The following is a 12,272-nucleotide window of genomic DNA, read 5'->3' on the forward strand; positions in this document are numbered from 1 at the left end:
GCGGGGCTGAGTGGTCACGCTGCCGCCGCGTGACACAAGTTCGCTGGTCAACAGGGTTCTGAAACCTCGTTCGAACTCTCCGCCACTGTAATAGCTGCCGTACTGCGCATGCTCGGGTGCCAGCACATGCAGGTCCCGAAATCGCACGCGCTCGCTGGCCAGAATGCCCGCAGCTTCGTGGCGAGCCAGGACTTCCCAATGCTGGGCGGCCTGCATGCGCTGCTGCTCACTGTAAGGGTAGGTGGTAGCAATCGGCGTTTGTGATGTGTTGGCGTAAAAACAGCCGCTTAGCATCAAGCTAACCGCGCCAAGCCCGAGTGGGGCAAGATAGCGGCGAGTGAAAGACAGCAAAGGACGAATGCGCACCGGGTAGTTCCTTATCGCTAGTAAACGGCTTTTTGACAGGGCTTTTTGATAGACTAGTTTGCCATGCTCATAGTAAATCGGCCACGAGGTTTAAAACTTGAATGAGTAACCCCCATGCTTGAGGACCACCGTAGCGGCCCCCGTCACGACTCGCTGTTGTCATCATACCCTGAAGACGATAGCAATAATGGCTGGATGATCAGTTATATCGACATCATGACGCTGCTGGTGGCGCTGTTCGTGATCATTATTGCGGCGGCCGGGGTGACCGGCCCCGGTTGGAGCCCTGAAGCAGATGACACCGACGTCAGCGAAAGCAGTGTGCCTGCTCTTGAAGTGCCGCTGCCCGCATTGTTGGATGAGCGACGCCAAAAGCGCAACATCGCTTACCTGAATGAGCCCGGCACGCTTAGCCCGATGGCCATCAGTGCGGCTCTGGGGGTCGCGGGATTACCTGCTCCGATCATGCGCGTTCCCGAGCCTATGGGGGCGCCACCCTTGCTGGCATTGGCACCCGCCGAAAGCGAAACATCGCCCGTCGCGCCGCTGCTGGAGCGCTACCTGCCTGCCTTGCCAACGCCGCTGCTCGTCGATGAGACACAGCGCCTGGGCCAGCCGTTGGCCAGTTACATGGTACTGCTGACCGACCGACCGCCTGTCAACGTGCAACAGATTGACGATGAGGCCATCAGCAGCGCTTTGGCGCTAGATGAGCAGCTGTCCGAACGCGTCGAAACATCGCTGTATTTGCCGAACCTGGAAGGCGTCGAGGTCTCCAGGGTAGCGGAAGGTATCAGCCTGCGGGTGCAGGATCAGCTGCTGTTTCCCTCTGCCGCAGCTGGGTTGTCGGAAGGCGGTACATCGCTGGTGGGCAGCCTGCTGGAAACCATCCAGCGCTATGACGGCGAGGTCTGGGTCGAAGGGCACTCGGACAGTCAGCCGATCAATACCCCTGAGTTCTCGTCCAACTGGGCGCTTTCCAGCGCACGGGCCATTGCCATCGTTGAAGCACTGGAGGCCGCTGGGGTCGAGCCAGAGCGGCTGCGCGCCGTCGGGTTTGCCGATACCCGCCCGCTGGAGGATAACAGCAGCGCCGAAGGGCGCGCCCGCAACCGCCGTGTCGAAGTGGTGATTCACGTGGAGTAGGCACTCACGCGCTGGCTTGGGACTGCTCACTGTTGTAGGAGGAGGCTTCAGCCCGCGATGATTCCAGCATTTGGCTTGATATGGGTGGCTACTCAGGCAGTCGCCCAATGAAATTGGCCTCCCACAGGCAGGCTTGAGTAGCTGCTTTGGCTATAAGCCAATGAATGGGCCTCCCACTGTTCAAGAAGCCCTGCTGTTAGTGGGAGCTTTTTGTGGGAGGGAGCTTTAGCTCGCGATGATTCAAGCACAGGTGCCTGCCCAGGCAGTCGCCCAATGAAATTGGCCTCCCACAGGATGGCTTGGGTGACTGCTCTGGCTATAAGCCAATGAATGGGCTTCCCACAGGCAGGCTTGGGACTGCTTTGCTTTTGCTGAACAAAAAAAGCCCGCCAGGGGGGTGGCGGGCATCAAAGGGCTTGGCTCACTGCAGCCCACTGACATCAGGTGAGGGGGTGTACGAGACAGTCAGTGGGTACAATTCGAGTATAGCTATTCTGGAATGTTTGCCAAGGGTTTGTGCAAATTTTTTGCTTTTTTTATGCTCGGTGTTTTAATTAGATAAATCTTGTACAACAATCCCGCGCTATTTCTCCGTCTTCTGTACCTCTTTTCCATGCTCTGTTTTGGTGCATTATGGGTTGCCCTATTTTGGTGCTTGCTCTGGCATCGCTTCGATCGTGTTTTAATCTTTTGATTTTATTTAATTAAAGCATCTTGGCATGCATTCTGCTTTGGTGGTTGTCTACCTTGGGTATTGATCTCAAAAGATGGCTACGTTGGGCTTTTGGGTGACCTGATTTCAGTTTGCAGAAGGTGCTGCCATGACCGAGTTCGCTAGTCCTGAACTACTTGATCCCGCGTTACAGCCGCGTTTGGTGGTCACTGATCTCGACGGTTCCTTGCTGGACCACCATAGCTATGATTTTTCGCCTGCCGCTCCCTGGCTTGCTCGTCTCAAGCAGCTGGGTGTCCCGGTGATTCCCGTGACCAGCAAAACTCGGGCAGAACTACTGCCGCTGCGTGAAGCCCTGGGGCTGACGGCGACGCCCTTCATTGCCGAAAACGGTGCCGTGATTGGCCTGCCGCCAGGCTGGTGCCATGCCAGCCTTGATCGGCCGGGTAGTGGGCCAGACGGCGTGGTCATCAAGCACACGGGGGTTGATATCCGCTTTATCCGTGCGCGGTTGGCCATCTGGAAGCAGCGCCTCAACCTGCGGTTTACGCCCATGGGAGAGATGGAGGTGGCGGAAGTCATCGCCAGAACCGGCTTGGACGAGCCTCGGGCCAAGGCGGCCAAACGGCGTGAGGGCAGCGAGCCGCTGATCTGGGAAGATGACGAGCGTGCCCTGGAGACCCTGCGCGAGGCGCTGGAGGGCGATGGTTTGACCATGACCCAGGGCGGGCGTTTTTGGCACGTCATGGCGCAGGCATCAGGCAAGGGGAGTGCGGTGACCTGGTTGATCCAGCGCTTTGCGGCGCTGCGCGGGCGCCAGCCGCTGGCGTTGGGGCTCGGCGATGGCCCCAACGACGTTTCCATGCTGGAAGCCGTGGACCAGGCCGTGGTGATCAAGGGCTGCCATGACCTGATAGTGGCACCGCACAACCGGGCGTTGTATCGCACCCAGGCAACCGGGCCAGCCGGATGGGCCGAGGGGGTGGCTCACTGGTGGGGGCGAGACGACCGCCGATTAGCGGCGGACTCTCACCAGCAAGCGGCCACGGCTTAACCCAACGAGGAAGTGCCCATGAGTGATTTTCATCAGAATGGCGTCATCACCGATTTTCATAACCTAACCCGTCGCCCCGTGGAAGAGCTCGAGCGGGAGCTGTGCCAATTTGCCAAGCGCCGCCCCATGGGGCTGATTCTACCGTCGCTGTTTTCCGAGCTGGAAGGGCCTGCACTCTCGGCCATTGTGGACGAGCTGGCCAAAGTGCCGTATCTCAACGAAATCGTGATTGGACTGGACCGGGCCGATCGCGAACAATTTCTTTATGCCCGCGAGTTTTTCTCACGCCTGCCGCAGCACACCCGCATTTTATGGAACGATGGGCCCCGGCTGCGTGAGCTGGATGCCGAGCTCGAACACCACGGGCTGGGAGCGTTGGAACCTGGCAAGGGGCGCAACGTGTGGTATTGCGCGGGCTATGTGCTGGCCTCCGGGCGCTCGACCGTGGTTGGGCTGCACGACTGTGACATTCTTACCTATGACCGTAGCCTGCTGGCGCGCTTGATGTACCCGGTGGCGCACCCACGCTTCAACTACAGCTTCTGCAAGGGGTACTACCCGCGCATCGCCGAAGGCAAGCTGAATGGCCGGGTGTCTCGCTTGATGGTAACGCCCCTGCTGCGAGCGCTGAAGACCGTGTGCGGTCCGCTACCGTATCTGGATTACCTGGACAGTTTCCGCTACCCGCTGTCGGGGGAGTTTGCCATGCGCAGCGATGTGCTGGAGGGCATTCGCATTCCCGCCGATTGGGGGCTGGAAGTTGGCGTGCTCTCGGAACTACAGCGCAACTACTCGCATCGCCAGCTGTGCCAGGTGGACATTGCCGATGCCTACGACCACAAACACCAGCCAGTGAGCGAAGAGGATGCCAGCGGTGGTTTGAACCGCATGAGTCTGGATATCGCCAAGGCCCTTTACCGCAAGCTGGCGACCCACGGGGTGAGCTTCAGCAGCGAGGATTTCCGTACACTGAAGGCAACCTATTATCGGCTGGCGCTGGACTTGATCGAGGCCTACGACCACGACGCTACCATGAACGGTTTGAGCCTCGACCGTCACTGCGAAGAGCAGGCAGTGGAGCTGTTTGCCAGCAACCTGCTGGAAGCCGGTAACCTGTTTCTCGACAACCCGCGTGAGCGCCCGTTCATTCCCAGCTGGAACCGAGTGCAGGCTGCTGTACCCGACCTGCTGACCCGCATGCACGAAGCCGTTGCGCTGGATAACCAGGGCAAGGTGTAGCCGGTGTCGCCATGGCGGCCCTTTGCTGACAAGGGCTGCTGGCCTTGGCGCACACCCTACAAGGGTGTGCGCTGTCAAAGGCGTTCGCGATTACTGTGGTGAAACATCGGGGTTAACAGCGCTGCTGGATAGCGTTACTGGATAGCGTTGCCAAGGGACGTTTCTAGAAGTCGTCGTGGTGGGTAGATTGGCGTGGCGGCGTGAGCGACAGCTCAGTGGCCTGACGCCGCTGGGCATTGAGCTTGAAGTTGCTGACCATTTGGCGCAGCTGGGTGCTCAAATGCGCCAATTGCTGGGTAGCGTGGTTGCTCTGCTGCACCAGCCCGGCATTTTGCTGAGTCATTTGATCCATCTGTGTCACGGCCTGGTTGACCTGCTCGATGCCGCTACTTTGTTCGATGGTAGCCGCAGAGATCTCCTGAACCAGCGTGCTGAGCTGTTGGATATCGCCCACCATACCATTGATCACCTCGCCGGTGCTGCGCACTCGGCGGCTGCCTTCCACCACCTGGGCATCGGCATTTTCGATCAGCCCCTTGATCTCCTGAGCGGCAGAAGCGGAGCGGCTGGCCAGTTGGCGCACCTCATTGGCCACCACGGCAAAACCGCGACCCTGTTCCCCGGCGCGGGCGGCTTCTACGGAGGCATTCAGCGCCAGGATATTGGTCTGGAAGGCAATCGCATTGATCGTCTCGACGATGCTGCTCATGCGAGTGGCGCTTTCATTGATAGTGGCCATGGTGTCGATGACGGACGACATGGCGTCACTACCGCGTTGAGCGCTCTCAGCGGTTCGCGAGGCCAGGTTGCGGGCATGGTCGGCATGCTCAGCGTTCTGTTTTACCGTTGCGGTCAGCTGCTCCATGCTGGAGGCCGTTTCCGCCAGCGACGCAGCCTGCTCTTCGGTGCGCGTCGAGAGTTCTTCGTTGACCCCCACGATCTGCTCGACGCCGTTATTGACCTGGTCCGCGCCGTGATGGATATCGCTGATGGTGTCCGCCAGGGTTTCACGCATGCGGTTGATGTCGAACAGCAGGCTGCTGTGGTCACTGCTTTTCAGCGTGGCGGCCTGGGTCAGGTCGCCGTCGGCAATATGACGCACTACGCTGGCGGCATAGCGTGGGTCACCGCCCAGCCGACCAGCCACATCCCTGATCACCCAGCCCATCAGCAGCGTCACGGGTAGACCAATGATCAGCAGAATGACCGCCGAACGCACCAGCCCAGCGACAAAGGCAGCATCTATATCGTCCACATAGACACCCGCCGCCATGGACCAGCCCCATTCGGGTAAGTGGGCCACATAGCTCACCTTGGGCGATTGCTCTTCCCCCGAGATGCGTCGTGAGTAGTAGTCCACGTGGCCACCGCCCGCCTGGGCCACGTCACGCAGTACGCTGTAAAGGCGCATACCGCTGGCGTCCTGGAAGTTGGTCATGTCTTCGCCACGGGGGCGATTGGGGTGTGACACGATGGCCAGCTGGTTGTCGAACGCAAACACGTACTCGCCGTCACCAAAGCGTACGCTGGCAAGGTTGTCGATGGCCCGCTGCTGCGCTTCATCGACGCTCAGTTCACCGCTGGCGGCACGGGCCTGCAGATCGGCGAGCTGACCGTGAACGCTGTTGACGATGTATTGAATGCTGTCGCGGCGCTCGTTGGCGATGGTCTGGCGATTTTCCCACGCCAGCCAGCCCACCAAAAGCAGCATGGCCACCCAGATGATGCCCAGCGTGCTCCAGAGTTTCTGTGTTGTGGTCAGGTTGTTCATGGCGTCCTTATATCAAACGAGTTCAGTGAGTAAGCCTTCACTTTTATCGGCCATGGTGCATGCAACCTTAGTAGAAAATCTTCATTTCACTAAATTTTACAATTGATAATTCTAAAAGGTAATAAACATATAATATTTTGTGCGCTACACTGGGTGAAATGTCTAACGCATGCGGTCAACTGCTGGAGGTCCATCATGCAACGTTCCGTCGTCACGCCCTTTTTCGATGAGCCAACCAACACGTTCAGTTACGTGGTGAGAGACCCCGATGGCACCGCCTGCGCCATCATCGACTCCGTACTCGATTTTGATTACGCCGCTGGGCGAACCGATACCCGTTCAGCGGAGCAGATCATTGCGTTTGTGCGCCGTGAAGGGCTAAGCGTGGCCTGGATACTGGAAACCCACGTTCATGCCGACCACCTTTCGGCGGCCCCCTACTTGCACGCCCAGCTGGGCGGCAAGACCGGCATTGGAGCGCACATCGTCGAGGTGCAGGAGATTTTCGGCAAGGCCTTCAATGCGGGCACCGAGTTTGCCCGGGACGGTAGCCAGTTCGACGCGCTATTCCAGGAGGGCGATACCTTCATGATTGGAGCCCTGGAAGCCAGCGTGCTGCATACGCCTGGCCACACGCCCGCCTGTTTGACCTATGTGGTGGGGGATGCTGCGTTTGTCGGCGATACGCTGTTCATGCCCGACTACGGCACCGCCCGCTGTGATTTTCCCGGTGGCGATGCCCGCACTCTCTATCGTTCGATTCAGAAAGTGCTGGCCCTGCCTGACACGACACGGCTGTTTCTGTGCCACGACTATAAAGCCCCAGGGCGTGACGTGTACCAGCACGAAACCAGCGTTGCCGAGCAGCGCCAGGCCAACGTTCATGTGCACGAGGGCATTAGTGAAGACGCCTTCGTGCGTATGCGCACCGAGCGAGATGCCACCCTGGGCATGCCTCGGCTGATCATCCCATCGGTGCAGGTTAACATGCGGGCTGGGGAGCTGCCCCCCGAGGAAGACAACGGTCAGGTGTATCTCAAGGTGCCGATCAATCGTTTCTAAATCTTTTCAACCCACGTAATACGAGGAGCAGACGGTGGACGTAATGGCAAGCCTGCAAGGGCTGGTGGGGGGCGTGTTGATTGGGCTCTCCGCCGTTTGGTTGATGGGGGCGCTGGGGCGTGTTGCCGGCATCAGCGGGATCATTGGAGGGCTGGTGCTTCAGCGGCCCAAGGGCGATAGCGCTTGGCGGGTGGCTTTTTTGGCGGGCCTGGTCAGTGGCCCGCTGCTGGTCATGGCGCTGGGCGGAGGCCTGGGCAATGTAGCTGGCAGCCCCGGTGAAGTGATTGGCGCGCCTGCCGGAGGCATCTCATTGATGCTATTGGCGGGCCTGCTGGTGGGGCTGGGCACCGGGCTGGGCAGCGGCTGCACCAGCGGCCACGGCGTATGTGGTTTGGCGCGTTTGGCGCCGCGTTCCATGGCGGCCACGGGCATGTTTCTGGTGACCGCCATCGCCACGGTGTATGTGGTGCGTCATGTCATTGGGGGTGGCGTATGAGCCGGGCGGCGTTGAAAACGGCAGCGGGCTACGTGGCAGGGCTGCTGTTTGGGTTAGGGCTGGCTATTTCCGGCATGACCGACCCAGCGAGGGTGCTGGGGTTTCTGGACATCGCGGGCGCCTGGGACCCCACGCTGATGTTCGTGCTGGGGGGCGCGGTGTGCACCACGTTTGTCGGTTACCGGCTGGTGTTTGCTCGGGGGCAGCCGCTGTTGGCCGGTGGCTTTCAACTGCCCACTCGCCAGGAGCTGGATGGCAAGCTGCTGGGCGGTGCGGCGCTATTTGGAGTGGGTTGGGGGCTGTCCGGCTACTGCCCTGGGCCTGCCATTGCTTCTTTGGGCGGCGTCACGCTGCCGTTACTGGCCATGTTGGCGGCCATGGTGCTGGGCTGGTGGGGGGCTGCACGCCTGTCTCGCTAGCACCACCGAACCAACGCGGCATGTTGTCGCCCTTGCCCCTGTCGGCAGGGGCGTTTTTTTTGATCTGAGGCAAGGGTTTTCGACCGGCGCTTAACGCTCGGTTAATACGCTTTTGTCATGCTGCTTCCATAACAAGGAAACCGCTATGCACGTCCTATTGATTGAAGATGACCCGCTGGTGGCGTCGGGTATTCGCGCCGGACTGATGATGTATCACTTTGTGGTCGAGCACGTGACGTCGTTACAGGCAGCGCGGCAGGCCATGCAGAGTGTCGCCAGCGACGTGGTCATCCTCGACCGTGGGTTACCGGATGGCGATGGCTTGACCCTGCTGCAAGCCTGGCGTGACGAGGGGGTCACCACGCCGGTGCTGGTGCTTACGGCCAGAGATGCCGTGCGTGACCGGGTGGATGGGCTGCAAACCGGTGCCGACGACTACCTGATCAAACCCTTCGACCTGGATGAGCTGGTCGCGCGCCTGCATGCGCTGTTGCGGCGTGTGGCAGGACGCAGCCAGGGCTTGACCGTGCACGGCACCCTGACCCTGGACCCGGCTGCCCGAGAAGTGAGAGTGGCCGATCACCTGGTTGCCCTGTCGCGTCGTGAACTGGTGCTGCTGGAAGCTTTCCTGCATGCGCCGCGCAGCGTGCTTTCCGCTGACCAGCTCAAGGATAGCCTGTATGGCTTGAGCGACGATGTCGAAAGCAACGCGCTCAATGTGCACATTCACCACCTGCGGCGCAAATTGGGCAGCGGCATCATCGAAACCGTGCGTGGGTTGGGGTATCGGTTGGGCAAGCCCGAGGCGGTCCAGGTGCCCGGCCAGCGGCCCAAGGGGCAGCGATGAGCCTGCGCGCACGGCTACTGTTGACGCTGGGCATCACGCTGGTGCTGCTCTGGGGCGTGGCTGCCGCGTGGCTGTTGAACGATTTACAGGCGTCTTTCGTGCGCACCCTCGACCAGCGGCTGGCCCAGTCGGCGCGCATGGTGGCTGGGCTGGTCCATCAGCTGCCGCCAGAGGTGTGGGAGCAGAACATGACCGCCGCGCTTTCCATTCCACCCATTGAAGGGCTGGCCTGCCAGGTGCACTCGCCACGTGGAGAGATCATTGCACGCACCCACGCCAATATGGAGGCCGTGTTGGCTCCCGGTCAGCACGGCCATAGCTACCGTCAGGAAGGGGAGACCACCTGGCGTGTGTTCACCTACGAGCGAGGTGGGCTGATCATCACCACGGCAGACCGCATGGATGAGCGCAACCTGCTGCTGGGCGGCATCGTGCGGGTGGCGGTGGTGCCGTTCGTGGTGGCGCTGGTGGGTAGCCTGGTCGCCCTGTGGATTGGGGTATGGCGTGGGCTGGCGCCACTGTCCCGTTTGCGCGCCTCCCTGGCCAGCCGCCATCCGGAAGCGCTGGCGCCGGTGTCTACCTATGGTGTGCCCAAGGAGATCAAGCCGCTGATCGACACGCTCAATGGGCTGCTGGTGCGCGTTCAACAGACGCTGGTGCGCGAGCAGCGCTTCACCAACGATGCCGCCCATGAGCTGCGTACGCCGCTAACGGCTATCAAGACCCACCTTCAAGTGGCGCAGCGGGCAGAAGGCCCGCTGGCACGCGAAGCCTTGAGCCACGCCGAAGAAGGCGTGGTGCGGCTGGCCGATACGCTGGATCAGCTGCTCACCCTGGCCCGGGTGGAAGGGCGCATGCGTTTCGACGATGGCGAACCCTGCAGCGTCGGCCCGGTGGTCGAGCTGGCCGTCACCGATAGCGTGGTCGACCCATCACAGTGCCGCGTGCCTGAGGCATTGCCCGATGTGCAGCTGGCCATGCCTCGTGAGCTGGCGATTACCGCGCTGCGCAATCTGCTGGACAACGCCGTGCGCCATGGGCCTGCCAACGCGCTGATTCACCTGAGCGTGCAGCGTTTGGGTGGTCGGGTCACGTTCACCGTGGCCGACGAGGGGCCAGGGGTGGATGACGCCACGCTGAAACAGCTAACGCAACGATTCTGGCGGGCCAGCAAGCACCAGGGCAGTGGCCTGGGGTTGGCCATCGTGGCCGCCATCGCCGAGCGCTTTGGCGGCAGCGTTCACTTTGCCAATGCACCCACCGGAGGTTTCCTGGCCCACCTCACGGTGCCCGAAGTGCTACCACTACACGCGTCATCACCAACAACGACATTACTGCAAGACCCAACATAACAAGCAATGCCAAGGGGGAAGAATGCCATACATCCAATCGACGCACGTCGGCCTGCTGGCGGGGGCCTGCTTGCTGGCAAGTGCTGCCATGGCCCAGGCGGGAGACCCGGAACGGGGGCAAACCGCCGCCGCCACCTGTGTTGCCTGCCACCAGGCAGACGGCAGCGGCATGAACATTCCGGGCGGCGAGTCCTGGCCGCGCCTGGCGGGGCTGGATGCCGACTATCTGGCCAAGCAACTGCACGACTATCAGTCCGGTGAGCGGCAAAACGCCACCATGCTGACCTTTGCCAACATGCTCAATGACCAGCAAATCGCCGATGTGGCTGCCTACTACAGCCAACTGCCCGCGACACCAGGCCAAGGCGGCGACGTGGAAGACAGCTTGCTGGCGCGTGGCCAGCAGCTGGCCGAACGTGGCGACTGGAATGCCTACATCGTGTCGTGCCAAAGCTGCCATGGGCCCGGCGGCTACGGAGTGGGCAGCGACTTTCCCGGGATTGCCGGGCAGCATGCAGGCTATATCAGCGCCCAATTGCACGCATGGAAAAACGATACCCGTCATAACGATCCACAACACCTGATGGGCGCCGTGGCCAAGCGCATGAACGATGACGACATTGCCGCCGTCTCGGCCTGGTACGCCGCTCAACCCCCTCAACGCGACCAGGAGGCTAGCCAATGATGACGCGTCCAACGACCTTGACGTTCACCTTGTCGGGCGGCCTTCTGGCCTCGGCAGCCGCGCTGGCGCTCTATGCAGGCGCGGTGTCGGCCCAGCAGCCGCGTGCCGATGACGCCCTGGACATGCTGGTCCACGAGCCGCCCACCATGGACGACCTGGAAGCCTCCGATCTGCACCCGGAGCTCAAGAAAGTCATTCGCTACGGCTACGACCTGTTCACGGATACCCAGCAGCTGCGCGGTGAGTACGTGTACAACGATATGAACTGCTCCAGCTGCCACCTGGGAGAAGGGCGCGTGCCGTTCAGCGCGCCGGTATGGGCCGCCGCCATCACGCTACCGGATTTTCGTGGCAAGAATCAGCACGTCAACAATCTGGAAGAGCGCATTGCCGGATGTTTTGCCTACTCCATGAACGGCACACCGCCGGCGTACGGCAGCGATGAAATGCTGGCGTTGAGCGCCTACCACCAGTGGCTGGCCACGGGGGCGCCCATGTACCCCGACAAGCCCATCTATGGGCGCGGCTTTCCAGCCCCCGAGCATGAAGAAGCGCCCAGCTATGCCCGAGGGGAAACGGCCTACCTGGAAAATTGCGCTCTGTGCCATCAGTCCGACGGCTCAGGCCACTACGAAAACGGGGAATACGTCTTTCCACCGCCCTGGGGCGATGGCTCCAACAACTGGGGGGCCGGCATTGTTCGGGTAGAAACCATGGCAGGCTTCATCTATCAGAATATGCCGCTGGGCCAGCCACGCTCGCTCACCGGCCAGCAAGCCTGGGACATCGCCTACTACATCAATAGCCAAGAGCGCCCCCAGGACCCACGCTACACCGGCGATATCGCCGAAACCGCCGAGCGCTTCGGCCCCACCTTCCACAACCGTTCGCTCTACGGCCACACCCGTGAGCATGACGGCCACGTCCTCGGCGACCACGACAACTACGGCGAAAACGGTAACATCCAACCCTGGAACGTCGGCGCCCCGCGTTTTCAGCACCTTTCGGAGGAGTAGCAGCTGTGGGGTGGGCGGCGGCTGCCCGTAACGATGAGGCCGCCGCCACGTTCGGTGGCTCCATCGGCAACGCTGGCGCGTTGCTTCGCGGGTGCGCTCCGCTTACGCCGCGCTACGGGTACATCGCCAACATTGAGTATGGGGGC

At 61.2% G+C, this 12,272-nt stretch carries 11 protein-coding genes and 1 pseudogene; 10 read left to right on the forward strand and 2 right to left on the reverse strand.

The annotated features are described in order from the left end of the window. A pseudogene (locus HSS18214_RS0100075) lies at positions 1 to 294 on the reverse strand (hypothetical protein); the annotation flags it as partial. A gap of 186 nt (positions 295 to 480) precedes the next feature. Here HSS18214_RS0100075 and HSS18214_RS0100080 point away from each other — a divergent pair. The 3 genes from HSS18214_RS0100080 to HSS18214_RS0100090 all read left to right on the forward strand — a co-directional run bounded on the left by HSS18214_RS0100080 (position 481) and on the right by HSS18214_RS0100090 (position 4,478). After that, positions 481 to 1,512, forward strand: coding sequence for an OmpA family protein (locus HSS18214_RS0100080; RefSeq protein ID WP_016913277.1), 1,032 nt, complete (start codon positions 481 to 483; stop codon positions 1,510 to 1,512). An 821-nt stretch (positions 1,513 to 2,333) separates the two neighbouring features. Continuing rightward, positions 2,334 to 3,239 (forward strand): HAD-IIB family hydrolase, encoded by a 906-nt coding sequence (locus HSS18214_RS0100085; RefSeq protein ID WP_016913278.1) that lies wholly within the window; start codon positions 2,334 to 2,336, stop codon positions 3,237 to 3,239. A gap of 18 nt (positions 3,240 to 3,257) precedes the next feature. Continuing rightward, on the forward strand, positions 3,258 to 4,478 hold the full coding sequence (locus tag HSS18214_RS0100090; protein ID WP_016913279.1) for a glycosyltransferase family protein: 1,221 nt from the start codon (positions 3,258 to 3,260) through the stop codon (positions 4,476 to 4,478). 163 nt (positions 4,479 to 4,641) lie between these two features. Here the strand turns inward: HSS18214_RS0100090 and HSS18214_RS0100095 are convergent, their stop codons facing one another. Beyond that, a complete protein-coding gene (locus HSS18214_RS0100095) occupies positions 4,642 to 6,249 on the reverse strand; it encodes a methyl-accepting chemotaxis protein (protein WP_016913280.1) in 1,608 nt (535 codons plus the stop codon). Positions 6,250 to 6,444: 195 nt separating this feature from the next. Here HSS18214_RS0100095 and HSS18214_RS0100100 point away from each other — a divergent pair, with 195 nt between their 5' ends. From HSS18214_RS0100100 to HSS18214_RS0100130, 7 genes are all read left to right on the forward strand, one after another. Beyond that, positions 6,445 to 7,311: an MBL fold metallo-hydrolase gene (locus HSS18214_RS0100100; protein WP_016913281.1), complete on the forward strand. Its 867-nt coding sequence runs from the start codon at positions 6,445 to 6,447 to the stop codon at positions 7,309 to 7,311. 34 nt (positions 7,312 to 7,345) lie between these two features. Then, entirely contained in the window at positions 7,346 to 7,807 is a 462-nt protein-coding gene (locus HSS18214_RS0100105) for a YeeE/YedE family protein (protein ID WP_026001614.1), read from the forward strand. Continuing rightward, positions 7,804 to 8,226, forward strand: coding sequence for a DUF6691 family protein (locus tag HSS18214_RS0100110; RefSeq protein WP_016913283.1), 423 nt, complete (start codon positions 7,804 to 7,806; stop codon positions 8,224 to 8,226). Before HSS18214_RS0100105 ends, HSS18214_RS0100110 begins: the two co-directional genes overlap by 4 nt. A 145-nt stretch (positions 8,227 to 8,371) precedes the next feature. Continuing rightward, the gene (locus tag HSS18214_RS0100115) at positions 8,372 to 9,073 is read left to right on the forward strand and encodes a response regulator (protein WP_016913284.1); all 702 of its coding nucleotides are present in this window, start codon (positions 8,372 to 8,374) and stop codon (positions 9,071 to 9,073) included. Then, the gene (locus HSS18214_RS0100120; protein ID WP_016913285.1) at positions 9,070 to 10,425 is read left to right on the forward strand and encodes an ATP-binding protein; all 1,356 of its coding nucleotides are present in this window, start codon (positions 9,070 to 9,072) and stop codon (positions 10,423 to 10,425) included. The genes HSS18214_RS0100115 and HSS18214_RS0100120 overlap by 4 nt, the downstream gene beginning before the upstream one ends. Positions 10,426 to 10,447: 22 nt before the next feature. Further along, the gene (locus tag HSS18214_RS0100125) at positions 10,448 to 11,110 is read left to right on the forward strand and encodes a c-type cytochrome (protein ID WP_016913286.1); all 663 of its coding nucleotides are present in this window, start codon (positions 10,448 to 10,450) and stop codon (positions 11,108 to 11,110) included. Continuing rightward, positions 11,107 to 12,126 carry a c-type cytochrome gene (locus HSS18214_RS0100130; protein ID WP_016913287.1) on the forward strand — a complete coding sequence of 340 codons (1,020 nt, stop codon included), beginning with the start codon at positions 11,107 to 11,109 and terminating at the stop codon, positions 12,124 to 12,126. Before HSS18214_RS0100125 ends, HSS18214_RS0100130 begins: the two co-directional genes overlap by 4 nt. Positions 12,127 to 12,272 lie beyond the last annotated feature (146 nt).

It is taken from the genome of Vreelandella stevensii S18214 (assembly GCF_000275725.1).
GTDB lineage: Bacteria > Pseudomonadota > Gammaproteobacteria > Pseudomonadales > Halomonadaceae > Vreelandella > Vreelandella stevensii.

Excerpts from the sequence above, each read along its gene's own strand:
- HSS18214_RS0100080 (WP_016913277.1), top strand. The coding sequence starts at position 481 with ATGCTTGAGGACCACCGTAGCGGCCCCCGTCACGACTCGCTGTTGTCA.
- HSS18214_RS0100085 (WP_016913278.1), top strand. The coding sequence starts at position 2,334 with ATGACCGAGTTCGCTAGTCCTGAACTACTTGATCCCGCGTTACAGCCG.
- HSS18214_RS0100090 (WP_016913279.1), top strand. The coding sequence starts at position 3,258 with ATGAGTGATTTTCATCAGAATGGCGTCATCACCGATTTTCATAACCTA.
- HSS18214_RS0100095 (WP_016913280.1), bottom strand. The coding sequence starts at position 6,249 with ATGAACAACCTGACCACAACACAGAAACTCTGGAGCACGCTGGGCATC.
- HSS18214_RS0100100 (WP_016913281.1), top strand. The coding sequence starts at position 6,445 with ATGCAACGTTCCGTCGTCACGCCCTTTTTCGATGAGCCAACCAACACG.
- HSS18214_RS0100110 (WP_016913283.1), top strand. The coding sequence starts at position 7,804 with ATGAGCCGGGCGGCGTTGAAAACGGCAGCGGGCTACGTGGCAGGGCTG.
- HSS18214_RS0100115 (WP_016913284.1), top strand. The coding sequence starts at position 8,372 with ATGCACGTCCTATTGATTGAAGATGACCCGCTGGTGGCGTCGGGTATT.
- HSS18214_RS0100120 (WP_016913285.1), top strand. The coding sequence starts at position 9,070 with ATGAGCCTGCGCGCACGGCTACTGTTGACGCTGGGCATCACGCTGGTG.
- HSS18214_RS0100125 (WP_016913286.1), top strand. The coding sequence starts at position 10,448 with ATGCCATACATCCAATCGACGCACGTCGGCCTGCTGGCGGGGGCCTGC.
- HSS18214_RS0100130 (WP_016913287.1), top strand. The coding sequence starts at position 11,107 with ATGATGACGCGTCCAACGACCTTGACGTTCACCTTGTCGGGCGGCCTT.